Below are 22,187 nucleotides of genomic sequence, written 5' to 3'. Positions count from 1 at the left end.
ACTCCAGCTACACGGTCGGTGAGGTCATCGCCGTGACGGGCGGCATCGTCGACACCCGCTGGTCCCGGTCCAGGGCGCGTCTCGGTGGGCACTGATAGCAACGTTCAGGCAGGCTCTGCCGGGACCGAGTCAGCCTGGCCAGGTGCCGGTCAGGCGGCGGGTCGCGGCGGCGCCGCCGCGGTCGACGGCGGCTTTGACACCGGCGAAGATCGCTCCTTGCAGGACGGCTGCCAGGATGACCTCGCGCCAGGTGCGTTCCTCGTCGGTTGCGTCGGGAGCGTCCTCTTCGTGCCCGAGCCGTTTCCAGACCTGCTTGAACAGCCCGCCGGCCGCCACACCGCTGACGGCGCCGAGAGCCAGGCCGACGGGCTTGTAGGCGATCTTCGAGGTGTTCATCGGCGCCTCCTGGCACGGCGCACGAGCAGCAGTGCCACGAGCGCGGCGGCCCCGGCGATGAGCGGGGTGCGGTTGGTCCGCGCCAGTTGCATGCCCTGGTCGGCCTTCTCGCGCATCGGCTCGGGAGCCTTCTCCCGGGCGAGCTGACCGACGTGCACGGCTTTGTCGCGGACCTGCTCGGTGGTTGCGGCGGCTTTGTCGCGGACCGGCTGCGGGGTCCTGTCCTGCACCAGGTGGGCCGCCTGGGTCGCTTTCTCCCGCAGCTGGGTCCGGACCTGTGTGCTCCTTTCGGCGACCTGCTGTTTGACGGCGACTGACCTTTCCTGCGCACGGCTCTTGACGTCCGTCTTGGCCGCGAGCGCTTCGACGGTCTCACCCAGTTCCTCGCGGGTCTCCTCGACCCGCTCGCGCATTTCTTCCGGGGAGGGCGTCGCCTCACCTCTCGTGTGCGGCTTGTTCTGAGTCATTGCTGTGCCCTTTCCTTGATCTCGGCCACATCGGTCTTGACGCTGTCCAGGGTCTGCTCGGGCGTGGGCGGTGATGCCTTGCTGATCTGCTGCTTGCCGAGGATCGCCATCAGCCCGGTGACGGCGGCCAGGGCGCCGGTGACGATCAGCGCCGCCGCCCACACGTCCATCGCGAGCGACAGCACGGCGATCACGGTGGCCACCAGTGCCTGCAGGGTGAGCACACCCATCAGGCCGGCGCCACCGAACAGGCCCCCGCCCTTGCCGAACCGCTTGCCCTTCTGCGTCATCTCCGCCTGTGCCAGACGCATCTCATCGCGCACCAGCTGCGACAGTTGCTGCGAAGCCCTCTGGACCAGTTCACCGACCGGTTCCTGCGCTGTGTTGCCGGTGCGGGGGGAGCTGGCTGATGTCATGGGTGCTCACCTTCCTCCTTCAATGTTTCAGGCGTTCTTCGGTGGACGTGTGGTCGCGCAGTCATGAGTTGTCCCGGCGCGCCGACCGCTCGGCGACCTGGCCTCCCCTGGCCACCGCAGGAGCGCTCGTCAGACCACATGCCGCAGCAGGCGGGGCGCGGCGCGTATCAGGGCCGCCGCGGTCAGCCCGATCGCACCGCCGGCGGCCACGTCGGTGGGATAGTGGGCACCGCTGTGCACCCGCTGGGCGGCGACCAGGCCCGCGGGCACCGCACATGCCGCACCGGCGGCCGGCCACACCGTCGTCACGGCGCCCGTGAAGGCGAACGCGGCCGCGGTATGGCCGGAGGGAAAGGACGAGCTGTCCGGCCGTTCTTCAAGCTCCTCCTCCGGCACCCATTCCTCCGGCGGGCGCCGACGCCGGTACATCTGCTTGACGACCGCATTGGACAGCAGCTGCGCCATCGTCATGGCCGCGAGGCCCGCGGCGGCGGCCGTCCGGCCGCGCCACCTGCCCGCGACCGCCAGCACTCCGGCCGCCGCGCACCACAGCTTGGTGCGCCCGGCCGCCTCGTCCACCATGGGCGCGACCCGCCGCATCCACGGCGGCCCGCCGGCGATCACCCGCCTGGCCAGCCGGTGATCGCCGTCTCGCAGCTCCGCTCTCCATCTCATGACCAGAACTCCCGCCAACGGCCCGCTCACACTTCGGTGATCCACCACTCAGGATTCTTCAAGCCGGCGGTGGTCCTCCTCGTCCCACTTCCGGGTGTCGCGGGGCTGGACGTACGGTTCTGCATCGGCGGGATGGCCGCCTGCCGCGGCACGCTGGCGATGCAGCTCGGCGTCGAACTCCAAGCCGAGCAGGATCGCCAGGTTCGTGATCCACAGCCACACCAGGAAGATGATCACGCCGGCGAAAGTGCCGTAGGTCTTGTTGTACGAGGCGAAATTGGCCACGTACAGCGCGAATCCCGCCGAGGCGATCACCCAGATCATCACCGCCAGGAAGCTGCCCGGCGTGATCCAGCGGAAGCCGCGGACCCTGGCGTTCGGTGTCGCCCAGTACAGGATCGCGATCATGACCGTGACCAGGATGATCAGCACCGGCCACTTCGCGATCGACCACACGGTCAAGAATGTGTCCCCGAGGCCCAGCGTGGTGCCGACCTGTCGGGCCAGGCCGCCGGTGAACACCACGATCACCGCACTGACCACGGCCAGCACCATAAGAACCACGGTCACACCGACCCGGACCGGCAGCACCTTCCACACCGGGCGCCCCTCGGGGAGGTCGTAGACCGCGTTCGCGCTGCGGATGAACGCGGCGACGTAACCGGACGCCGACCACACCGCCAGCACCAGACCCACGATCGCCACGATCGAACCGAGCCCCGCGTTGCCTTGCATCTGCTGCACCGCGTTGCGCAGGACATCCTGCGCCGCGCCCGGGGCGAGCTTTTGGATGTTGTCCAGCACCTGCTGGGTCGCCGACTGGCCGACGACCCCGAGCAGCGAGATCAACGCCAGCAGTGCCGGGAACAGCGCCAGGATTCCGTAGTACGTCAGTGCCGCGGCCCGGTCGGTCAGCTCATCCTTCTTGAACTCCTTCAGAGACCCCTTCAGCACCTTCTTCCAGGAGCCCTTGGGCAGGTCCTTCAGCCTGTCAGGGGCCCGCTCCTCCACCTGTTCATCCGGCCCGGGAACCGTCCCCTGTCCGGTATCGGCCTCGTGGCCGGCCGTGGCGTGCCCGCCGTGCTTTCCATGCTGTCTCAGTGTCCGCACCATGCCCGGCGAGTATCCGACCGCTGACCACCCATACACCATTTGCCTAATTCATCCAGATAATCCCTTTTCCGCGTCTTGGCCCCGAACGGGCCGGGGAGGGTCTTTGTTCGAGGGCTTCGAGACCAGACGGGTTCAGCTCGATGAGGCATCGATCCTCCTTCGCCACGGTGGCGAGGGTCCCCCCGTGGTGCTGCTCCACGGTCATCCGAGGACATCCGCGACCTGGCACCGCGTGGCCCCGCTCCTTGTCCGGCGCGGCTTCACCGTCGTCTGTCCCGACCTCAGGGGCTACGGCCGCTCCCGGGGCCCGGCGCCCACGGCAGACCACGCGGTGCACTCCAAGCGAGCCGTCGCAGGTGATGTGATCGCGGTGATGAGCCGCTTGGGCCATGACCGCTTCGCGCTCGCCGGACACGATCGCGGTGGCAGCGTCGCGCTACGCCTTGCACTTGATCACCCCGATGCGGTCTCGCGCGTGACGCTGATCGATTGCCTGCCCCCCACCGAGCACCTGTCTCGCATCAATGCCGAGTTCGCCACCCAGTGGTGGCATTGGTTCTTCTTCGCCCAGCCGGACATCCCTGAGCGGGTGATCAACGCCGATCCGGACAGCTGGTACCGCGGCGATCCACGGAGCATGGGCCAGGAGAACTACGACGAGTGGCGGGAGGCGACGCGGAATCCGGACGTGGTGCGCGCGATGCTGGAGGACTATCGCGCCGGCCTGACGATCGACAAGGAGCACGAACAGGAGGACCAGGCCGCCGGAAGACGCATTCACTGCCCGGCGTTGATCTTGTGGACGCTCCAGGATGACCTGGAGGACCTGTACGGCGACCCCCTGGAGATCTGGCGCCGGTGGGCGGCAGGAGACGTACTCGGCCACGGCATCGACTCCGGCCACCATCGGATCAGCCTGGCCGAGACCGCCCACGCCCCGGTCAACCTCACCGTTGAACCCTCAGTTCCGTGTCGAACCGAGGAAGCCTCGCGTGGGCGACATTCGGCGTTCGACCACCGCGTTGAAGTCGTGCTACTGCCCCTCAGGGCGAGTGCCGGCTCCACGATCCTCACGGAGCCGCGCGGCAAGCCCGGGGCTGGTCGGTTCCGGTGCCGGGAGCGCTCCAGCCCACACCGTGGACTGCCTGGCGGAGTGGCGCCTTTGGTGTCCTACCGGCGCCACCCCGGTTCATCTCAGGGCTCGGGCGAGGTGTCGTCGCCCTCAGTCATCCGTTCCCTCGATGCCGTCGCCCGGCGGACGGACGGTGATGCCGCGCCGGTTCAGTCGCCAGTCCTCCATGTTCGCCCGGGCCCCGGCGTAGATCATGAAACACCCGGCGTACAACGCGACCGAACCACCGAGCAGCGCGGCCGCCTGTCCCCGCCCCCGGCCGCCACCAGCCCGGCACAGAACAGGGCACCCACCGCGGCGACCGTTCTGCGCCCGGAGAGCCACCCCCTGTTCCCGCCGGGCAGCGGACACACGTCCACCACCGACAGACCGTCCACGGGTTCGGCGTCACCGTCGGGCGGCGACAACAGCCGACCGACCGCCTGCCCGAACGCGGCAGCGCCTGCCTCGGAAACCCCCTCCAGGCAGTAGACCACCGGCTCGGCTCCACCCGGCACCTCTCACGCGGGGCTTTGCGTCCTCGGCACCCCCGGGCTTTCGATGTCCTCGGTGAAGGTCGGGAGTTCGGGGCGTGGGGTGTTCATCAGGACGGCGACGATCAGCGCGCCGGCCAGGAGGATCCCTGCGGCCCAGGTGCCGGCCGTCTCGAAGCCTTCCAGTAATGCCTGCTTGGCGATGGCCGGGCTCCTGCTCTGCGAGGCGTGCGAGGTCAGGTAGTCCGCGGTCTTGCCGGCGGCGATCGTGTTGAGCAGCGCGGTTCCGATCGAGCTGCCGACCTGCTGCGCGGTGTTGACGCTGGCCGAGGCGACGCCCGCGTCGCCTTGGTCGACGCCATGGGTGGCGTAGTTGAAGGCCACCGGCATGATCAGGCCCGCGCCGAAGCCGAGCAGGAGTCCTGCGACCAGCACGCCCTCGACGTAGGCGGTGTCGGTCTTCATGGTGAGAAACCACAGCATGCCGCAGGCGACAAGGAGCATGCCCGGCACGATCAGCACCCGTGGGGGGACTTTGGGCAGCAGCCGGGTGGCGAGCCCGCCGGCCGACAGCAGGACCGCCACGGTCATCGGGAGGAAGGCCACGCCCGTCCTGATCGGCGAGTATCCCTTGATGACCTGCAGGTAGTAGGTCATGAACAGGAACGCCCCGAACATGCCGACCATGGCCAGTCCCGCGCTCAGGTATGCGCCGCCGCGGGTGCGGTTGGCGATCAGGCGCATCGGCAGAAGCGGCTGCGTCACCCGGTCCTCGACGAAGGCGAACGCCGCGAGCAGCACAGCGCCGGCGGCCAACAGGCCGATGACCGTCGCCGAGCCCCAGCCGTCGGACTCGGCTCGGCTGGTGCCGTAGACGATGGCGACCAGACCGCCGGTCACCAGCAGCACACCGCGGACGTCGAATCGGGCCCTCCCCTCGCGCTGCGACTCGGCCAGGAGCACGTACCCGCCGACCACTGCGATCAGAGCGATCGGGACGCTGATGTACAGGCACCAGCGCCAGTCCAGATAGTCGGTCAACGCCCCGCCGGCCAGCAGCCCGATCGCGCCGGCCATGGCGGTGATCGCTCCCCAGATCCCGAACGCCTTGGCACGCTCCTTGGGTTGGGTGAACGTCACGGTCAGCAGCGACAGCGCGGACGGACCGAGCAGCGCGGCGAACCCGCCCTGCAGGACACGGGCGATCAGCAGCATCTCGAAGTTGTTCGCCGCGCCGCCGAGCGCCGACGCGCCGGCGAAGCCGAGCAGTCCGATCAGGAAGGTCCGCTTGCGGCCGGTGAAGTCGGCGATCCGGCCGCCGAGCAGCAGCAGGCTGCCGAACGCCAGCGTGTACCCGGTGATGACCCACTGCCGGTCGCCGTCGGAGATCCCCAGATCCCGCTGTAGCGACGGCAGGGCGATATTCACGACCGTGCCGTCCAGAACGATCACGAGCTGGGCCAGTCCGATGAAGAACAGCGCGGCCCAGCGGCGCGCGTCGTCCGCCGGGCTCTGCGCCTTCGTATGTGCCATGACTTCGTCCTCACTTGTGGAGCTGCCTGCCGCGCGGATCGTTCGCGCGGCGCCCTGACGCTCACCAGACGCCGACGACCCGGGCCCTGTAACAACGCAGGCGTGCGACCTGGGCCTTGGCCCATGGGTGTCACAAGGCGGTGGGCATCGGCGTCTTGTGTGGGCACGGCAGTTGAGAACACGTAGGCAGGAGCCGACCATGAATGAGCGCAGGGAACAGCCCACGGACAGCGCGGTCCGGTCCGCTCGCGGCGGCGAGCGCGACTCGGTCACCCAGGCCTTCGTCATCCACCGCAACCTGCTGTTCACCGTCGCGTACGAGATGCTCGGTTCAGCCGCCGATGCCGAGGACGTCCTGCAGGAGACCTGGCTGCGCTGGGTGGGTGTCGATTTCGGCTCGGTGCGGGATCAGCGTGCGTACCTGGTGCGGATCGCCACGCGGAAGGCGCTGGACCGGCTGCGCACGCTCAGCCGACGCAGAGAGTCCTATGTCGGCCCGTGGCTGCCAGAGCCGCTGCTGACCGCGCCAGACGTGGCCGAGGACGTCGAACTGGCGGAGAGCGTCTCGATGGCGATGCTGCTGGTGCTGGAGACCCTCGCGCCGATCGAGCGGGCAGTGTTCGTACTGCGCGAGGTCTTCGACTTCGGCTACGACGAGATCGCTCAAGTCGTCGACAAGAGCCCCGCCGCGGTCCGCCAGGTCGCCTATCGGGCACGGGCTCATGTCGCCGCGCGCCGGCCGCGCGCCGCCGTCTCTCCGGCCGACAACCGCGCCGCGATACAAGCCTTCCAACAGGCGATCGAAACGGGCGATCTGCAGAACCTGCTCGACCTCCTTGCCCCGGATGTCGTCTACCTGGGTGACGGCGGCGGAACCAAACAGGCCACTCTGCACCCGGTCGTGGGGGCCGACAAGGTGTCTGCACTGCTGCGCATCGGCTTGACCCGGCTCGGCGCAGACGCCTGCGTCGAGCCGGTCCAGATCAACGGTCGGCCAGGACTCGTGGTGCGGCGTGACGGGGAGATCGACAGTGTCGTGACGATGCGTCTCGAGGGCGGCCTCATCACCGGGTTCTATTACGTACGCAACCCCGCGAAGCTGTCGCGTGTGGAGCAGGAGACCGCGCTGAGCCGCTGAGCCGGAAAACGCCGCGTTAGGTGATCCCTGCGATGGGGTCACACCTTATTCTTCACCCTGCAGCTGGCTGGTCCCGGCACCCAGCTCGTCAGGATGGTTCTTGAACCGCATGGATGTGATGGATCCTGATCGATCTGCCGATGCGGTGAGGGAGAATCCCCGAGCCGGGACAGGGCAAGTGGACATCCTTGGAGCCGCGAAGTATGACCCCCCAACAGCTGGTCGGATTGGCCGTCGAGGTCGCCGAGGAAGGCCTGGCGGCGGGCGAGCTGCCCATCGGCGCGGTCGTGGCCATGGGGAGTGAAGTCGTCGGGCGGGCATACACACAGGAACAGACGCTCAACCGGCGGCTGGTCCACGCCGACCTGCTGGCAATGATCGATGCGGATCAGCGGTTGGGGTGGCGAGAGCGGTCCGACCCGCTGGTTCTTGCGGTAACGCTGGAACCGTGCCTGATGTGCCTTGGAGCCGCTATGGCGATGGGGGTCTCGCAGGTCTGGTTCGGACTGGAATCCCCGAGCGATGGCGCAGCCAACGTCGGGGCCGTATGGCAGCCGCACCGGCCCGGGGAGGAGTTCACCCGGGTTCCGGCCATCACCGGCGGTGTCCTTCGGCGGCAATGCCGAGATCAGTTCCGGCGCTTTGCCGACGTCACGGAGAGCCCGGGGATGCGGCGGTGGGCGTCGGAGCTGGCGGGCTTGCCGGACTCCGAGCCCACCACCAGGTAAGGCCAGACAGGTACGCCGGCGAACAGCAGGCGCCGTGCCCTGCATCGCCGCCGGCTTCGTACACCCGCACCCGTTCAGTCACGAGTCGGCATGGCCGGTGGCCACCGCCCGACCCGCAGCCGGACGGCACGTCACACACTGCGCCCTACTCAGTTCGGGCTCGTCCTGGCCGGTCCGAGTCTCTCGATCACTTCGCGCATCTCCTCCTCATCGGCTTCGTAGACCGTCTCGCCCACGCGGGGGTCACGGGCGTGGAGGGTGTGGATGAGCGGTCCGTGAGGCGTGCCGAGCCGGACCAGGGAGGCCGAAGGCCCGTGCACGGCGCGCTCAGTGCCGGGCCGGGCAGTCAGGTCGATGCGACTGACGATGCCGGGTGTGACCCAGACCGTTGCCTGTTCCAGGCGTCCCACGATCTGAAGGTGGAAGTGACCGCAGAGGATCAGCTGCACGTCGGTTCCGCGGATCACGGTCCCCAGCTCGTCCGCGTCCTGTAGCCCGAGAACCCGCTGCACTTCGACCTCCAACGCGACCGGCGGGTGGTGGAAGGCCAGGAGCGTGCCCCGCGCCGCGGGCGTGGCCAAGACCTCGCGCAGCCAGTCCAGCTGGGCCCGGCCGAGCCTCCCGTAGCCCTTGCCCGGCACGAGGGAGTCAAGAGTGATGACCCGCCAGCCATCGACCGTGCTCACGGCAGCCCGCTCGCCCTCGGGCCCGTCGTACACCGCGTCGGGGCGGGCGTGGCCACAGCCGAGCACCTCGCTGAACGTCGCCCGCTCATCGTGGTTTCCGGTCGTGTAGAACACCGATGCGCCACGCTCCTTGGCGTAGCCGCCCACCAGCTCACGCGCCCGCGCGTAACCCTCGCGTGATCCATCGTCCGCCACGTCTCCCGTGACGATGAGGGCGTCGAGGTCGCGTAAGTGGACCAGGCCGGCGAGCATCCGCCGAAGCGCCGCCGTACCATCGGCCCCGTCGGCGTCCGGACCGCCGGCGCGGTCGAGGTGTGTGTCGGACAGATGCAGGATCTTCATCCCGTCAACCTAGCGCCACAGCCGCGCCGCACGTCGTGCCCAGGCACCGCCGGGCCCCTTTCACTCAGCGCCTCCTCTCCACCGCGATCAGCGAGTCCAGTACGGCCAGGGTGGACAACTCGTGGCAGAAGCAGGAGTGGCGCAGCAGTCCCACGCCGTGTTGAGCATCGCCGGCGCTGCAGCGGGCACGCCGTCCGGCACGCCCAGGCCCTCCACGAGTTCGTGCCGAGCGCCGGTCCGCAACCATCCCCGGCCTACTGCCCGACTCGGATCGTTCGTCCACCGACACCGAACTGCCGGACGTCTCCCCCGGGGCACGCGTCGTGGTCAGCGGTCACTGCGGAGGCGGGCTGGGGCCCGATGGGCGGTGCTGCGCCGGGACTGAGCCCGGCAGCGTGCCGCTGCCACGCCCGAGGACGAGTAGCGAACACGGGCTGCCCGCGCGACCGAGCAGTAACGGATCAAGAGGTGCCGGCGCGCACGGCGGTGGTCGCCAAAGTGGTGTAGCGCATCGTGAAGCGACCACCCAGAGCATCGATGGCATCGCCGACCGCGCCCAGGATCTCGGCCAGCTGGTCGGGACGAAGTCGCGTGAGGCCGCCGGTGGTGGGGAGCAGGTCCAGCCATTGGTCGCGGGTGTAGGACTGATCCCAGTCGAAGCGCCACTGTTCCGGGCGGGTGAACTGTTCGGTCTCGCGAATCCTGTCGGCGAACTGCGCGTACCCGGCTTCGTACATCTCCATCGGACGACGGGCCGGTTGATTGCTGAACGGCGAGTCGGGTGCCACGCGACGGTAGGCAGTGGCGAACGGCTCGGCCACCTCAGCCGGCGGCTCGAATACGTGCCCGAAGATCGCCAGGCGCCCATCCGGACGCAGCACTTGGGCCGCCTTCACGGCTCCGGCGACCGGATCTACCCAGTGCCACGACTGGGCGGCGATCAACGCGTCGAACTTGCGGCCGGCCGGCTCCCAGGCTTCGAAGGTTGCCACCTCGACCTGCAGGCCATCCACATCCTTCCTTCGCACCGGGCTCGGAACCGGCTGAAGCATCCACAGACGACACCACTCCACCAGAACGCGACCTCCGAGGGTCGGCTGCGCCGCATTGCGCAGCGGGCGCACCTACCGGCCTCGCCAGCCCGGCCGCTGGGCCCGCTCCCGCGACCCGACGGTGCCAGCCGTCCCGTCGTGCCGTTGGGGTTCGGTATGCAAGCGTCGGATGCGGCACCTGCGCCTTTTGCTGACGCAGTCTGTGCCTGAGCGGCGCGGCTACGTGGTGTGCAGCGGCTCCCTGAAGGACTTACGGAATACCGGCCCGGCGAAGGGAATGATCGGGGACATCATCTTTGACTTGAACGAGGTGGGGTGCCGTTCGAGTCTGACGTCGACGCGGGTGCCGTTGTCCGTGGGAACCATCTGAAACTGCCAGCCCCCGGGGCCGAAGGGCACCGAGTCACGCGTGGTGACAGTGACCCTGTTCGTCGCGGGGTTCCATTCGTAGCGTGCGCGCTCCCACGACTTGTCGTTCCCCTCGGTCACCTCCGCCCAGGTATCACCCCGCTCGTGGACCTGGAAGTGCTCGGCATCGATGGAGGGCCACTCCTCGACACGGGAAGGGCTGAAGTTCGTCAGCACGCCCATCACCTCATCTGGGCTCATCGAGGAGTTCACGTGGAAGTGTAGGGATGGCATGACCTACTCCCTGGGTTAGAGAAGGACGTTCTCTGTCGGGGGGCCTTCCGCACGCATCTCGCGAGGTGTCTGGCTCGCCTCGCCGAAACTGGTTCGCCGACCGGTCCGTGCCTTGGCCTCGTCAGGGCTCGGCTGGGGAGGTTCACCGATCTGAACCCCACCTTCAGACTGCACCTTCGCCCTGCGCTGCGCACCAGCAGGTTCCTGGCCCGCATCTGAGTGATCGCGTTCGGACCATCGGAAGCATGTGCCGGGTGTGGCTGTCGGAACCGCGCCACCATGCCGACGCCGGTGCGGCCAGTGCCTCAGCAGGAGAGTCAGCGATCAATGGCTATTGGGCGGGGACGCTGCGCCGGCAGGGCGGCTCCAGGGACCTTTCTAGCTGAGCCCCCTGAGAGGGCGGTATGAGACCTGATGCCCGATTCTTTGTTCCGCGCGGGACGAGCGGGCAGGCCGTGGCGACGTCGGTCGGCTACGGCCGGGGCTGGGTGAACAAGCCTGGCTCGGTCTCGGTCAGGATCCCGCGGCCGGCCAGCCGCTTGAGCTTGAGGCGGACCTTGTTGGTGCTGTTGGGCGCGACCGCCAGGTCCATGGCCTCGCACACCTGCCGGGCCCGCAGCGGGTGGTCGCCGCGGTGAACACCGCCATGATCTCCTGGTAGGCCGGATGATCCGGCAGCTTCGGTGCCGGCGGCGCGGGCGGCTCCGGGGTCGGGCAGCCCCAGCAGTGTCTTGCGGGTGATCCGGACTTCCTCGGCGGCCTGGCCGAGTTCGTCGAGCTGCGCGGTCAGCTGCGCGACCTGTTCACGCATCGTCTCGGCCCGTGCGGTGATCTCGCGTTCCCGCTGCTCCAGCCGCGCCGGCACCGCGCCGGCACCGCGCCGAGCGTCAGCTCCCCGCCGGTCGCGCGGTGCGCCACGCCGGTGTGGTCGCCCCGGTCAGCCGACGCAGTATCACCGCGGTCATCGCCCAGCTGCAGAGCACCCGGGCCCAGATCGCCCTGATGCGGATGGACCTCGACGACGCCTAGGGGTACGTCGCCGGCATGGACGTCCGGTACGACCTGGGCGACGACCACCAACTCGTCGGCACCCTGTGCTGGAGCGGCCCGACCCGGACGTCGTCACCGCGATGACCCGGTCGGCGGACCTGCTGCGTGACGGGCGTGGGCTCCTGCTCGACCTCGTCGACCGCGCGGAGGTCCGCGACGCCGCGCCCGTGTGGACCGGACGGGTCGACACCGTCACCGCCCGCACGGCCCGGGTGAACGTCGACGCGTTGCTCATCCGGCCCGACGGCTGTGTCGCCCTGGCCTTGCCCACCGGGCGGGACCTCGACGCCACCACGCTGGTGCGTGCGTGCGGCAGATGGTTCGGCCAACCGGCCTGAGCACCGCTTTAACAGTCGTCCAAGGTTCGCTCGGTACGAAGTAGGCGTCCAGACAAGCGATGCAACCCGTATGTAGGAGGCTAGTGATGGCAGTCAACGCAGCGCCGTCCGGGGAAGCGCCGGCCGGTCGGTTGGCAGGCCGGTGGGTGCCGTGGTTAGTGATTGGCTTGTGGCTGGTGCTGGCGGCGGGCATGGTTCCGCTGAGCGGAAAGTTGAGCTCGGTCACCACCGACAGCGCCGTAGACACCCTGCCGGCCAGTGCCGAGTCCACCAAGGTGGCGGCGCTGGACGACAGTCTCCCCGGCGGTGACAACAACACGTTCGTCTTCGTGTACCACCGCGCCGGCGGCATGACCGACGCCGACCGCGCGACGGTCGAGCGCCACTACAACACCCTTGCCAAGCGGTACCCGCCGAAGGCGACGGCGGAGGCCGGCGAGGACGACGAGGGCTCACCGACGAGCCCCTCCACCGACCGCAAGGCGATGATGTTCACCCTCGAGGTGAGCACGACCTACGGCGCACCGGAGGACATCGTCGGCCCGTTGCGTGACGCCACGAAGGACCGCCCCTCCGGCCTGGAACTCGACGTGACCGGCCCGGGCGCGATCGACGGCGACATGGATGCCGTCTTCGACGGCATCGACGTGCAGGTCCTCCTCACCACCATCGCCGTCGTCACGCTCCTGCTCATCCTCACCTACCGCAGCCCGGTGTTGTGGATCATCCCGCTGGTGGCCGTCGGCGTGGCCGCACTGACCTCGATGGGGACCGTCTACCTGCTCGTCAAGGGCTTCGGCATCGTGGTCAACGACCAGAACTCGGCGCTGCTGACGATCCTGGTATTCGGCGTCGGCACGGACTACGCGCTGTTGCTCATCGCTCGATATCGGGAGGCACTGCACCACCATGAGAACGTCCGGGTCGCGATGGTCCACGCTCTGCGCGGCGCGGCGCCGGCCATCGTCGCGTCCGCGGCCACCGTGGTCGCCGGCCTGCTCTGCCTGCTCGTCGCGGACCTGAACAGCACCAGCGGATTGGGCCCGATCGGTGCGGCCGGCATCCTGTGCGCGCTGGTGGCCATGCTGACGCTGTTCCCGGCGGTGCTCGTGGTGCTCGGCAGGCGTATCTTCTGGCCGGCCATCCCGCGCATCAGCACGGCCGTGGAGGAGAAGCCGGGGCTGTGGGGACGGCTCGGCACCGCCATCAGCCGCCGCCGGTGGGTGGCCACGCTCGGCTCGCTCGGAGTGCTCGGAGTGCTCGCCCTCGGGCTGGCCGGCAACACCGGCGCCCTGCGGGAGCAGGACCAGTTCCTGTCCGCGCCGGAGTCGGTCTCCGGCTTCACCGTTCTCCGCCAGCACTTCCCGGAGCTCGGCGGCCAGCCGATGACGGTCTTCACGCGCCCGGCGCACCAGGAGCGGGTGCTCGGCATCGTCAAGGACACTCGCGGTGTGGCCCTGGCCATCCCGGAGCAGACCACCGGTGGCTGGGCCAACATCTCCGTGTTCCCGAAGGACGCGCCGGACACCGTCGCGGAGTACGACACGATCAAGCGGGTGCGCTCCGCCGTGCACGCGGTGAGCGGGGCGGAGGCGATCGTCGGCGGGCCGAGTGCGGAGAACCTCGACACCGAGGAGACCACCAAGCGCGACGAGAAGCTGGTGATCCCGCTGGTGCTCGCCGTCGTCCTGATCGTCCTCGGGCTGCTGCTGCGCGCGATCCTGGCCCCGCTGATCCTGATGGCCACCGTGATCGTCTCGTTCGCCGCGGCCTTCGGCGGCAGCGTGTTCGTCTTCGACACGATCCTCGGGTTCAAGGGCATCGACTATTCGGTGCCGCTGCTGGCCTTCCTGTTCCTTGTGGCGCTCGGCGTCGACTACAACATCTTCCTGGCCAGCCGGGCCCGGGAGGAGACCGTGCGTCTCGGCACCAGAGAGGGCATGCTCAAAGCCCTCTCGGCCACCGGTGGCGTCATCACCTCGGCAGGCCTGGTCCTGGCTGCCACGTTCGCGGTCCTCGCCACACTTCCGCTGGTGATGCTGATCGAGGTCGGGTTCCTGGTCGCCTTCGGCGTGCTGCTCGACGCCCTGCTGGTGCGGTCGGTCCTGGTGCCCGCCCTCACCTTGCTGATCGGCCGGCGGATGTGGTGGCCGAGCCGGCTGTCCCGTCCGGCGGCGGAGCTGCCGGACCGTCAACAGCCGCTCGCCGACGACGAGGAGCCCGTGCTGCAACGGTGAGTGCGGCGACACGGACGAGATCCGGGACGGGCCCCAGGCCCGCCCCGGATTTTCTTCATGGGCCCGACGGCCGCCGCCCTTTGGTCCTGCGCCACGCGCCGGGGATGGGGTCGGCACATCGCGGTGTCCTGCCCCGTGGTGGGCCGTGCGGCCGGGGCTGGGGTCGGCGCACCGTGTCCTGCCCGGTGGTGGGCCGCGCCGGCCATTGCCCGACGGCCGCCGCCCTTGGTCCTGCGCACGCGCCGGGGCTGGGGTCGGCACATCGCGGTGTCCTGCCCCGACGGTGAGCCGCGCGGGGCCATGCCCAAGGGCCGCCGTCCCTTGTCCTGCGCCGCGCCGCCGGGGCGGGTCAGCGCACCGCGGTGTCATCCCCGGTGGTGAGCCGCGCGATCGGGGCGGGCGGGGCCGCTGCCGGAAGGTCGACCCGCAGCAGCGCGCCACCGCGTGCGGAGCGGGCGACGGTGGCCCGGCCGCCGTGGGCGTCGACGACCCGCTGCACGATCGACAGCCCCAGACCGGATCCCGGCAACGCCCGGGCGCTGTCGGCCCGGTAGAACCGGTCGAACACCCGCGGTACGTCGGCGGCGTCGATGCCCGGCCCGGCGTCGTCGACCTCGAGCACCGCCGACGCGCCCTCGGCACGGAGCCGGACCTGGATCGGCTGGTCCGCGGGGGACCACTTGCCGGCGTTGTCGATGAGGTTGAGCACCGCCCGCTCGAGCGCGGCGGGACGCCCGCTCACCGACACAGAGGTCACGTCGAGCGCGACCTCGATGTCGGGCATGCGGGAACGCGCCCGGGTCGCGGCGGCCACCACCACGTCGGCGAGGTCGAGCACCTCGGTGCTCTCGTCGCTGACGTCACCGCGCGCCAGGTCGGTCAGCTCGGCGGCAAGGGTGCTCAACTCGGCCACCTGGGCGCCGAGATCGTTGAGCAGCCGGGTCCGGCTCTCCGCCGGCAGTGCGCTGTCCAGAGTGCCGCGCTGATCGAGCCGGATCAGCAGCTCGACGTTGAGGCGAAGGCTGGTGAGCGGGGTCTTGAGCTCGTGGGCGGCGTCCTCGGCGAGCAGCCGCTGAGCCCGCCGGGAGTCCCGGAGCGCGGCGAGCATGTCGTTGATCGACTGGATCAGCCGCCGGATCTCCCCACCGCCCTCGTCCGGGATACCGGCGTCGATTTCCCGGGTGTGCGCGACACGTACCGCCGCGGCGGTCAGCCGGTCGATCGGTGCCAGCCCGGTCCGTGCCACGGTCCGCCCGACAAGGGCGCCCCCGACCACGCAGAGCAGCCCGATCAGCAGCATGCCGAACCCGAACCGGTTGAGCGGGCTGTCGTCGGCGACGTGGGCCACCTGGACCGCGCCGTCGCCCGCCCGCAACGTGTAGATGAGGTAGCCGTCCTCGTCGCTGTCGTTCGACTCCATCAGGTCGGCCGACGCGCCCCGCGCCACGCGCCCGGCGTGCTCGCTGACCGGGGGCAGTGCGGGTTGACCGGCCGGCGTCCGGGTCGAGCCGTCGGGCAGGATGACCCGCACCAGCCGACCGGATCCGGGATACGGCGCTAGCTGGACCTGTGCCGGACCGGCGCGCTCCGCGTTCGCCGCCAGGACGCGGGAGTCGGCGCGTAGCTGACTCTCGGCGGTTTTCTGCAGCTCCCAGCCCATAAGCTCGCTGGCCACCTGGAAGGCCACGAACACGCTGACCGCGATGGCCGTCGCCGCGATCACCGTCAGCCTGGCCCGCAGGGACCGTCGGCGCCACCATCGGGTCAGCCGACGCGGTTCCCGGCCGGCGGGCCTGCTCACGGAGGAGTCTCCCGCAATACGTACCCCAGGCCGCGCAGCGTGTAGATCAATCGCGGCTCACCCTCGGCCTCCATCTTGCGGCGCAGGTAACTCACGTATACCTGGAGGTTGTTGGCGGTGGAGCTCATGCCGAAGCCCCAGATCGCCTCGAACAGCGCGTCGCGGGTCAATACCCGGGTCGCGTTGCACATGAGGACCTGCAGGAGGGAGAACTCGGTCCGGGTCAGGCGCAGCGGCCGCCCGCCCCGCCACGCCTCGAACCTGTCGGGATCGAGCCGGACGTCGGCGAACGACAGGAGCTGCGACTCCCCCTCGGTCGGCGTGCGCCGGCGTAACAGGGCCCGCACCCGGGCCAGTAACTCCTCGGTGGCGAAGGGCTTGGGCAGGTAGTCGTCGGCGCCCGCGTCCAGCCCCGCGACCCGGTCGGAGACCTGGTCACGGGCGGTCAGCATCAGTACCGGCAGATCCCGACCCGCGGCCCGCAACCGCCGGCAGGTCTCCAACCCGCCGAGGCGGGGCATCATCACGTCGAGGAGCAGCAGATCCAGCGAGTCGCCGCCGGCGCCACCGACCCCGTCGAGCACGGCGAGACCGTTGGCGACGGTGCTGGTGTCGTAACCCTCGACCTGGAGCACCCGCTCCAGCGAGTCACGGATGGACACGTCATCATCCGCGATCATGATCCGCACGCCGGCCCGCCCCCTTCCAGTCGATGCTTTTTCCGCTCATTGTCCCCGATCAACCTGAGGCCAGGCTTAGAGCGTCGCTGGGGACCGCGCTCTTACGGATGCCTAAGAAATGGAACCTACCGTCGGCCGGCACCCAGACAGCAGATCCTCCGCGCCGGTCACGGGCACTCGGCGTCCCCAGGTGACTCCCGCGCCCAACCCTCATCCTCGGAAACGCCGCGTTGCTGAGTCTCGCCGTGACGTTCGCGATCACGCCGGTCACCAAAGTAACTCCGCCAGCGCCATCATGGTGCCCCCACGCACTCCCACCCCCAGAACTATGGTGTCCCACCACATACGCCACTGACCTGCGGATTCCTACGGTATGGCGACACACAACCGTCCCCGCCAACCGCCTGGAAGTGGTGCCGATGACCTCCCCCGCGACCGCTCCCCCACCCCCCGCCAACCTCAAGCGCATCGTCACCGCCAGTCTCATCGGCACCACCATCGAGTGGTACGACTTCTTCCTCTACGGATCCGCCGCCGCGCTCGTCTTCAACAAGCTCTTCTTCCCGGACTCCGACCCGCTGGTGGGCACCCTGTTGTCGTTCCTCACCTACGCGGTGGGGTTCGCGGCCAGGCCTCTGGGTGCTCTGGTCTTCGGGCACTACGGCGACCGGATCGGGCGCAAGAAGCTGCTGGTGCTGAGCTTGCTGATGATGGGCGGGGCGACCTTCGCGATCGGTCTGCTGCCGACGCACGCCACGATAGGGACGGCCGCGCCGGTCCTGCTCACCGTGCTCCGGCTGGTCCAGGGGTTCGCGCTCGGCGGTGAGTGGGGCGGTGCCGTGCTGCTGGTGTCGGAGCACGGGGACGCGCGGCGGCGCGGGTTCTGGGCCTCGTGGCCGCAGACCGGCGCGCCTGCGGGGCAGTTGCTCGCGACCGGCGTGCTGTCCCTGCTGACGGCTGTCCTGTCGGACGCCGCGTTCGGCAGCTGGGGCTGGCGGATCCCGTTCCTGCTCTCCGGGGTACTGGTGATCGTCGGTTTGTGGATTCGTCTGTCTGTCGATGAATCGCCGGTCTTCAAGCAGGCGTTGGCGCAGGCCGAGGCCCGCAAGGCGGACCGGGGCGCGGAGGCGGAGAAGCTGCCGCTCGTCGCCGTGCTGCGGCACCACTGGCGTGACGTCCTGATCGCGATGGGCGCACGCATGGCGGAGAACATCAGCTACTACGTGATCACCGCGTTCATCCTCGTCTACGCCACCACCTCGGCCGGTGTCTCCAAGCAGACCGCGCTCAACGCGGTGCTGATCGCCTCGGCCGTGCACTTCGTGGTCATCCCGGCATGGGGCGCGCTGTCCGACCGGATCGGTCGCCGTCCCGTCTATGTGATGGGCGCCGTGGGTGTCGGACTGTGGATGTTCCCGTTCTTCTCACTGATCGACACCGGCGGCTTCGGCAACCTGATCCTCGCCGTCACGGTGGGACTGGTGCTGCACGGGGCGATGTACGCCCCGCAGGCCGCGTTCTTCTCCGAGATGTTCGCGACGCGCATGCGCTACTCCGGAGCGTCCATCGGCGCGCAGTTCGCCTCGGTCGCGGCGGGCGCGCCCGCGCCGCTGATCGCGACCGCGCTGCTGGCCGACTACGGCAGCTCCACGCCGATCGCCCTGTACGTCATCGCCGCCGCCGTGCTCACGGTCGTCGCGGTGGCGGCGGCCAAGGAGACCCGCCACCGGGACCTGGCCGACGTCGCGCCTCCCACCGACGCGGAGCGGACGGCGGCCGCCCCGGCGGCGGACGCCCGGACGAGCTGATCCTCCAGGATCCTGCCGGCCCAGCCCCCGTACGACCGTGTACGACCGTGCCGGCCACGTACGGGGGTCAGTGCTGTCCCGGCTCCGACAACCGGTGCAGACGCAGGGCTAGTTGGATCTCCAGGGCGCGCGCAGGGGTCTGCCAGTCGTCGCCGAGGAGGCGGCCGACCCGCTCCAGGCGCTGGGCGACCGTGTTCACATGGACGTGCAGTTCGTCCTTGGTGCGTGCGGGGCTCATACCGCAGGCGAAGTACGCGTCGAGGGTCCGCAGCAGTTCGGTGCCGCGTCGTCGGTCGTATGCGACGACCTGGCCGATGGTGCGGTCGACGAAGCCGGGTATGTCCCGGTCGCCGGCCAGGAGCAGCCCCAGGAAGCCGAAGTCCTCGGCGGCGGCCCCGTCCCCGGAGCGGCCGAGGAGCCGCAGGGCGTCGAGGCAGCGCCGGGCCTCCGCATAGGCCGTGGCCACGGCGTCGGTGCGGGTGGCGAGGTCCTCAGCGGGTGCGGAGGCACCGACGGTGACCGGTGAGTGGACCGCTGTGCCCAGGTGCCGCGCGGCGCGGCGGGCCAGGTCGGTGGCACTGTCGCCGGGACCGAGGGGCAGCAGCAGGACGGTGCCGCCGTCGCGCGCGGCGGCCAGGCCGTGCCGCGTCGCGGCGAGGTGGGACGCCGCCGCTGCCAGGCGCCTGCGGGCGTCCGCCTCCTGGTAGGCGTCGGCCGCGGTGCTTTCGAGGCGCGCGGCCAGCACCACGTGGACGGCGTCGAGGTCGGCGTGCAGGCGGGCCGCGCGCTCCCGCAGCAGGCGCGGGTCGCGGTCGCGGGCGTCCAGCAGGTCGTCCAGCAGCTCGCCGCGTACGCGCTGTTCGGCCTCGGCGGCGGAGCGGCGGGCGAGGAGCAGCAGGGAGGTGACCATGGCGGCGCGCTCCAGGGTGCGCTGGTCGACGGGGTCGAGCCCCGGGTGGCCCCGCAGCACGAGGGCGCCGAGCAGTTCCCCGCCGGCGGCGACGGCGGCGATCCAGTCGTCCTCGAACCGCACGGCGTGTCCCTCCGCGCGGGACGTTTCCAGGGCTTCGGCCGGTGCGGCGGAGGCCTCGGCGAAGACGACCGTGCCGTCGAGGACCTCGGAGACCGCTGCGGCCACGTCGTGCACCCCGCCGCCGCGCAGGACCAGTTCGGCGAGCCGGTCGTGCACGTCGGAGGCCCGCTCGATGACGCCGCTGCGGTCCCGGATGATCTCGTTGGCCAGTTCCAGGTCGGCGAGGGCCGACCGGGTCTCGGCGAGCAGGTTCGCGGTGTCGATGGCGGCCGCCGCGAGGGCGGCGAAGGAGCCGAGCAGGGCGATCTGCTCGCGCTCGAAGACCCGGGCTCGGCGGTCCGCGGCGAACAGCACGCCGATGACGTGGTGCCCGAGCATCAGCGGCACGCCGAGAATGGCCACGAGCCCCTCGTCCCGCACGCCCGCGTCGATGGTGAGGGTGTGCTGGAAGCGGTCGTCCTTGAAGTAGTCGTCGGTGACGTAGGGGCGGGCGGTCTGCGCGACCAGGCCGCCGAGGCCCTCTCCCATGCCGAGCCGCAGCTGCTGGAACCGGGCCGCGACCGAGCCCTCGGTGACCCGCATGTGGGTGTCGCCTCTCGCCGGGTCGTTCAGGCTGAGGTAGGCGACGTCCGTGCCCAGCAGCGACCGGGCCCGCTGCACGATCGCCTGGAGCACGGCGTCGAGGTCGCGCAGCCCGGCGAGGTCGTGGGCGGTCTCGAACAGGGCGGACAGCTCGGCCTCGCGCCGACGCCGTCCCTCCAGCTCCGAGCGCACCCGCACGGCGAGCGGCTTGGCCCGCTGGAGCGCGGCGATCCACTCCGCGGACCGGCCTTCGGCGCGCGCGAGCAGCACCGGCTGCTCGTAGGCGTCGGCGGAGGCGCCCCGGGCCAGCAGCTCGAGGAACGGCGTCTCGACGTCGGCCGGTGGTGCTTCGGCGGCGCCGACGGAGCGCTCGGCTGACTGCGCGTGATCGCTGGACATGCTCACAGGATTCACCATGACCGGGCCGTCCCGTCAGCCCTGTGGACAACTCGCGGACCGTCGAGGCCAGGAGGTCAATGGGCGGTCCAGCCGCCGTCGAGCACGAGCGAGGTGCCGGTCACGAAGGACGCCTGCGGACCGCACAGATACGCCACGGCCTCGGCGACCTCCTCCGGTTCGATGAGCCGCTTGACGGCGCTGTCCTGCAGCAGCACCTCGGACAGGACGCGCTCCTCGGGGATGCCGTGCGCCTGCGCCTGGTCGGCGAGCTGCTTCTCGACCAGTGGGGTGCGCACATAGGCGGGGTTCACACAGTTCGAGGTGACACCGTGGGGTGCGCCTTCGAGGGCGGCGGTCTTGGAGAGTCCTTCCAGGCCGTGTTTGGCGGCCACATAGGCCGACTTGTAGGCCGAGGCGCGCAGCCCGTGTACGGACGACACATTGACGATGCGGCCCCACCCCTGTCCGTACATGTGGGGCAGGGCACCGCGAATGAGCCGGAACGGCGCCTCCAGCATCACGGTCAGCACCATGTGGAAGGCGTCGGGAGGGAACTCCTCGATGGGGCGCACCAGCTGGAGCCCGGCGTTGTTGACGAGGACGTCGGTGCCCGCGGCGGCGTGTTCGGCGGCGTCCAGGTCGGTGAGGTCGAGGACGTGCGGTCGCACGGTGCCCGCGAGGTCGTGTCCCTGTTCGGCGAGTGTCTCCAGTCCCCCGGCGTCGCGGTCGACGGCTCTCACCTCGGCCCCGGCGGCCGCGAGCCGCAGCGCGCAGGCGCGGCCGATGCCGCCGGCGGCGCCGGTGACGAGCGCGGTGCGGCCGCCGAGGTCGAGCGAGGAGGCGTGGGGAGCCGGAGAGACACGGGGCACGGTCATGCGTCGACCTTAGGAAGCGCCCCTGCCTGACCCCATGTGGTCACGCCCCATAGTTCAGCTGGAGGCAGTGGGGTCGAACCATGTGGGGGCGTCCGACACAGCCTGCTTGATCCTGAGCAGGCCGAACTCGTTCAGTTCGGGCAGGGCGTCGACGTCGAACCAGCCCACGTCCAGCGACTCGTCGTCGTTGACCCGTGCCTCGCCGCCGACGGCCCGGCAGCGGAGGGTGATGTCCATGTACTGGCAGGTGTCGCCGTTGTCGTACGTGACGGGGGTGAGCGCCTGGACGAGGACGACCCGCTCGGCGACGCAGTGCACGGCTGTCTCCTCGTGGACCTCCCGCACGGCGCAGGCCGCGGGCTCCTCCCCCGGGTCGGGGATGCCGCCGATCACGGACCACTTGCCAGTGTCGGACCGGCGGTTGAGCAGCACTCTGCCCTCGTCGTCGAAGACGATGGCGGTGACTCCGGGGAGCCAGAGCAGCTGATGGCCGGCAGACGCGCGGAGGGTGCGGATGAAGTCAGGAGTAGCCATGGCGACGACCCTAATCGGCCGGTCGCGGTGTCCCGCGCGATTTAAGCAGCGTGCAAC

The 22,187-nt window shown here is 70.1% G+C and carries 19 protein-coding genes and 2 pseudogenes; 6 read left to right on the top strand and 15 right to left on the bottom strand.

Annotation, left to right across the window (positions count from 1 at the left end; translation table 11 throughout):
* Positions 1 to 129 precede the first annotated feature (129 nt).
* The 5 genes from ACWIF2_RS15250 to ACWIF2_RS15230 all read right to left on the bottom strand — a co-directional run bounded on the left by ACWIF2_RS15250 (position 130) and on the right by ACWIF2_RS15230 (position 3,067).
* Entirely contained in the window at positions 130 to 396 is a 267-nt protein-coding gene (locus ACWIF2_RS15250; RefSeq protein ID WP_454360725.1) for a DUF4235 domain-containing protein, read from the bottom strand.
* Positions 393 to 863, bottom strand: a complete 471-nt coding sequence (locus tag ACWIF2_RS15245) for a DUF3618 domain-containing protein (protein WP_454360723.1) — start codon at positions 861 to 863, stop codon at positions 393 to 395. The genes ACWIF2_RS15250 and ACWIF2_RS15245 overlap by 4 nt, the downstream gene beginning before the upstream one ends.
* Positions 860 to 1,279 carry a phage holin family protein gene (locus ACWIF2_RS15240; RefSeq protein ID WP_454360722.1) on the bottom strand — a complete coding sequence of 140 codons (420 nt, stop codon included), beginning with the start codon at positions 1,277 to 1,279 and terminating at the stop codon, positions 860 to 862. The genes ACWIF2_RS15245 and ACWIF2_RS15240 overlap by 4 nt, the downstream gene beginning before the upstream one ends.
* A gap of 129 nt (positions 1,280 to 1,408) precedes the next feature.
* A complete protein-coding gene (locus tag ACWIF2_RS15235) occupies positions 1,409 to 1,954 on the bottom strand; it encodes a phosphatase PAP2 family protein (protein ID WP_454360720.1) in 546 nt (181 codons plus the stop codon).
* A 48-nt stretch (positions 1,955 to 2,002) separates the two neighbouring features.
* Positions 2,003 to 3,067 carry a YihY/virulence factor BrkB family protein gene (locus ACWIF2_RS15230; RefSeq protein WP_454360718.1) on the bottom strand — a complete coding sequence of 355 codons (1,065 nt, stop codon included), beginning with the start codon at positions 3,065 to 3,067 and terminating at the stop codon, positions 2,003 to 2,005.
* 103 nt (positions 3,068 to 3,170) lie between these two features.
* Between ACWIF2_RS15230 and ACWIF2_RS15225 the strand changes: the two are divergent.
* Positions 3,171 to 3,974, top strand: a pseudogene (locus ACWIF2_RS15225) (alpha/beta hydrolase); the annotation flags it as partial.
* A 725-nt stretch (positions 3,975 to 4,699) separates the two neighbouring features.
* On the opposite strand, the gene ACWIF2_RS15220 reads toward ACWIF2_RS15225, so the two are convergent.
* Positions 4,700 to 6,205 carry an MFS transporter gene (locus ACWIF2_RS15220; RefSeq protein ID WP_454360716.1) on the bottom strand — a complete coding sequence of 502 codons (1,506 nt, stop codon included), beginning with the start codon at positions 6,203 to 6,205 and terminating at the stop codon, positions 4,700 to 4,702.
* A gap of 199 nt (positions 6,206 to 6,404) precedes the next feature.
* On the opposite strand from ACWIF2_RS15220, the gene ACWIF2_RS15215 reads away from it, so the two are divergent.
* The gene (locus ACWIF2_RS15215; RefSeq protein WP_454360714.1) at positions 6,405 to 7,343 is read left to right on the top strand and encodes an RNA polymerase sigma-70 factor; all 939 of its coding nucleotides are present in this window, start codon (positions 6,405 to 6,407) and stop codon (positions 7,341 to 7,343) included.
* Positions 7,344 to 7,546: 203 nt separating this feature from the next.
* The gene (locus tag ACWIF2_RS15210) at positions 7,547 to 8,071 is read left to right on the top strand and encodes a nucleoside deaminase (protein WP_454360713.1); all 525 of its coding nucleotides are present in this window, start codon (positions 7,547 to 7,549) and stop codon (positions 8,069 to 8,071) included.
* 149 nt (positions 8,072 to 8,220) lie between these two features.
* Here ACWIF2_RS15210 and ACWIF2_RS15205 read toward each other — a convergent pair whose 3' ends face one another.
* The 4 genes and pseudogenes from ACWIF2_RS15205 to ACWIF2_RS15190 all read right to left on the bottom strand — a co-directional run bounded on the left by ACWIF2_RS15205 (position 8,221) and on the right by ACWIF2_RS15190 (position 11,658).
* Entirely contained in the window at positions 8,221 to 9,099 is an 879-nt protein-coding gene (locus tag ACWIF2_RS15205; protein ID WP_454360711.1) for a metallophosphoesterase family protein, read from the bottom strand.
* A gap of 461 nt (positions 9,100 to 9,560) precedes the next feature.
* Positions 9,561 to 10,106: pseudogene (locus tag ACWIF2_RS15200) on the bottom strand (SAM-dependent methyltransferase); the annotation flags it as partial.
* Positions 10,107 to 10,370: 264 nt separating this feature from the next.
* Positions 10,371 to 10,772 (bottom strand): hypothetical protein, encoded by a 402-nt coding sequence (locus ACWIF2_RS15195; protein ID WP_454360709.1) that lies wholly within the window; start codon positions 10,770 to 10,772, stop codon positions 10,371 to 10,373.
* A 493-nt stretch (positions 10,773 to 11,265) separates the two neighbouring features.
* The gene (locus tag ACWIF2_RS15190) at positions 11,266 to 11,658 is read right to left on the bottom strand and encodes a hypothetical protein (protein WP_454360707.1); all 393 of its coding nucleotides are present in this window, start codon (positions 11,656 to 11,658) and stop codon (positions 11,266 to 11,268) included.
* A gap of 229 nt (positions 11,659 to 11,887) precedes the next feature.
* Between ACWIF2_RS15190 and ACWIF2_RS15185 the strand changes: the two genes are divergently transcribed.
* Both ACWIF2_RS15185 and ACWIF2_RS15180 read left to right on the top strand, forming a co-directional pair.
* Complete coding sequence (locus ACWIF2_RS15185) at positions 11,888 to 12,181, top strand: aromatic-ring hydroxylase C-terminal domain-containing protein (RefSeq protein WP_454360706.1); 294 nt, start codon at positions 11,888 to 11,890, stop codon at positions 12,179 to 12,181.
* Positions 12,182 to 12,267: 86 nt separating this feature from the next.
* Positions 12,268 to 14,418, top strand: a complete 2,151-nt coding sequence (locus ACWIF2_RS15180; protein WP_454360705.1) for an MMPL family transporter — start codon at positions 12,268 to 12,270, stop codon at positions 14,416 to 14,418.
* A 349-nt stretch (positions 14,419 to 14,767) separates the two neighbouring features.
* Here ACWIF2_RS15180 and ACWIF2_RS15175 read toward each other — a convergent pair whose 3' ends face one another.
* Positions 14,768 to 16,219, bottom strand: a complete 1,452-nt coding sequence (locus tag ACWIF2_RS15175) for a HAMP domain-containing sensor histidine kinase (protein ID WP_454360704.1) — start codon at positions 16,217 to 16,219, stop codon at positions 14,768 to 14,770.
* Positions 16,216 to 16,908: a response regulator transcription factor gene (locus ACWIF2_RS15170; protein WP_454360703.1), complete on the bottom strand. Its 693-nt coding sequence runs from the start codon at positions 16,906 to 16,908 to the stop codon at positions 16,216 to 16,218. Before ACWIF2_RS15170 ends, ACWIF2_RS15175 begins: the two co-directional genes overlap by 4 nt.
* A gap of 410 nt (positions 16,909 to 17,318) precedes the next feature.
* Between ACWIF2_RS15170 and ACWIF2_RS15165 the strand changes: the two genes are divergently transcribed.
* Positions 17,319 to 18,707, top strand: a complete 1,389-nt coding sequence (locus ACWIF2_RS15165) for an MFS transporter (protein ID WP_454360702.1) — start codon at positions 17,319 to 17,321, stop codon at positions 18,705 to 18,707.
* Between the two features lie 67 nt (positions 18,708 to 18,774).
* Here the strand turns inward: ACWIF2_RS15165 and ACWIF2_RS15160 are convergent, their stop codons facing one another.
* The 3 genes from ACWIF2_RS15160 to ACWIF2_RS15150 form a co-directional block, all read right to left on the bottom strand.
* Positions 18,775 to 20,721, bottom strand: a complete 1,947-nt coding sequence (locus tag ACWIF2_RS15160) for a helix-turn-helix domain-containing protein (protein WP_454360701.1) — start codon at positions 20,719 to 20,721, stop codon at positions 18,775 to 18,777.
* Between the two features lie 74 nt (positions 20,722 to 20,795).
* Positions 20,796 to 21,596, bottom strand: coding sequence for a 3-hydroxybutyrate dehydrogenase (locus tag ACWIF2_RS15155; protein WP_454360700.1), 801 nt, complete (start codon positions 21,594 to 21,596; stop codon positions 20,796 to 20,798).
* A gap of 54 nt (positions 21,597 to 21,650) precedes the next feature.
* Positions 21,651 to 22,130 (bottom strand): NUDIX hydrolase, encoded by a 480-nt coding sequence (locus ACWIF2_RS15150; protein ID WP_454360699.1) that lies wholly within the window; start codon positions 22,128 to 22,130, stop codon positions 21,651 to 21,653.
* Between the last annotated feature and the right edge of the window lie 57 nt (positions 22,131 to 22,187).

This window comes from Streptomyces sp. NPDC055506 (genome assembly GCF_053643595.1).
The sequence above is the reverse complement of the archived record's forward strand: the minus strand, read 5'-3'. Positions and strand labels throughout refer to the sequence as shown.

Coding starts and splice junctions, on each gene's coding strand:
- ACWIF2_RS15220 (WP_454360716.1), bottom strand. CDS start 6,205: ATGGCACATACGAAGGCGCAGAGCCCGGCGGACGACGCGCGCCGCTGG.
- ACWIF2_RS15155 (WP_454360700.1), bottom strand. CDS start 21,596: ATGACCGTGCCCCGTGTCTCTCCGGCTCCCCACGCCTCCTCGCTCGAC.
- ACWIF2_RS15245 (WP_454360723.1), bottom strand. CDS start 863: ATGACTCAGAACAAGCCGCACACGAGAGGTGAGGCGACGCCCTCCCCG.
- ACWIF2_RS15165 (WP_454360702.1), top strand. CDS start 17,319: ATGACCTCCCCCGCGACCGCTCCCCCACCCCCCGCCAACCTCAAGCGC.
- ACWIF2_RS15235 (WP_454360720.1), bottom strand. CDS start 1,954: ATGAGATGGAGAGCGGAGCTGCGAGACGGCGATCACCGGCTGGCCAGG.
- ACWIF2_RS15215 (WP_454360714.1), top strand. CDS start 6,405: ATGAATGAGCGCAGGGAACAGCCCACGGACAGCGCGGTCCGGTCCGCT.
- ACWIF2_RS15180 (WP_454360705.1), top strand. CDS start 12,268: ATGGCAGTCAACGCAGCGCCGTCCGGGGAAGCGCCGGCCGGTCGGTTG.
- ACWIF2_RS15250 (WP_454360725.1), bottom strand. CDS start 396: ATGAACACCTCGAAGATCGCCTACAAGCCCGTCGGCCTGGCTCTCGGC.
- ACWIF2_RS15240 (WP_454360722.1), bottom strand. CDS start 1,279: ATGACATCAGCCAGCTCCCCCCGCACCGGCAACACAGCGCAGGAACCG.
- ACWIF2_RS15160 (WP_454360701.1), bottom strand. CDS start 20,721: ATGTCCAGCGATCACGCGCAGTCAGCCGAGCGCTCCGTCGGCGCCGCC.
- ACWIF2_RS15210 (WP_454360713.1), top strand. CDS start 7,547: ATGACCCCCCAACAGCTGGTCGGATTGGCCGTCGAGGTCGCCGAGGAA.
- ACWIF2_RS15230 (WP_454360718.1), bottom strand. CDS start 3,067: ATGGTGCGGACACTGAGACAGCATGGAAAGCACGGCGGGCACGCCACG.
- ACWIF2_RS15150 (WP_454360699.1), bottom strand. CDS start 22,130: ATGGCTACTCCTGACTTCATCCGCACCCTCCGCGCGTCTGCCGGCCAT.
- ACWIF2_RS15205 (WP_454360711.1), bottom strand. CDS start 9,099: ATGAAGATCCTGCATCTGTCCGACACACACCTCGACCGCGCCGGCGGT.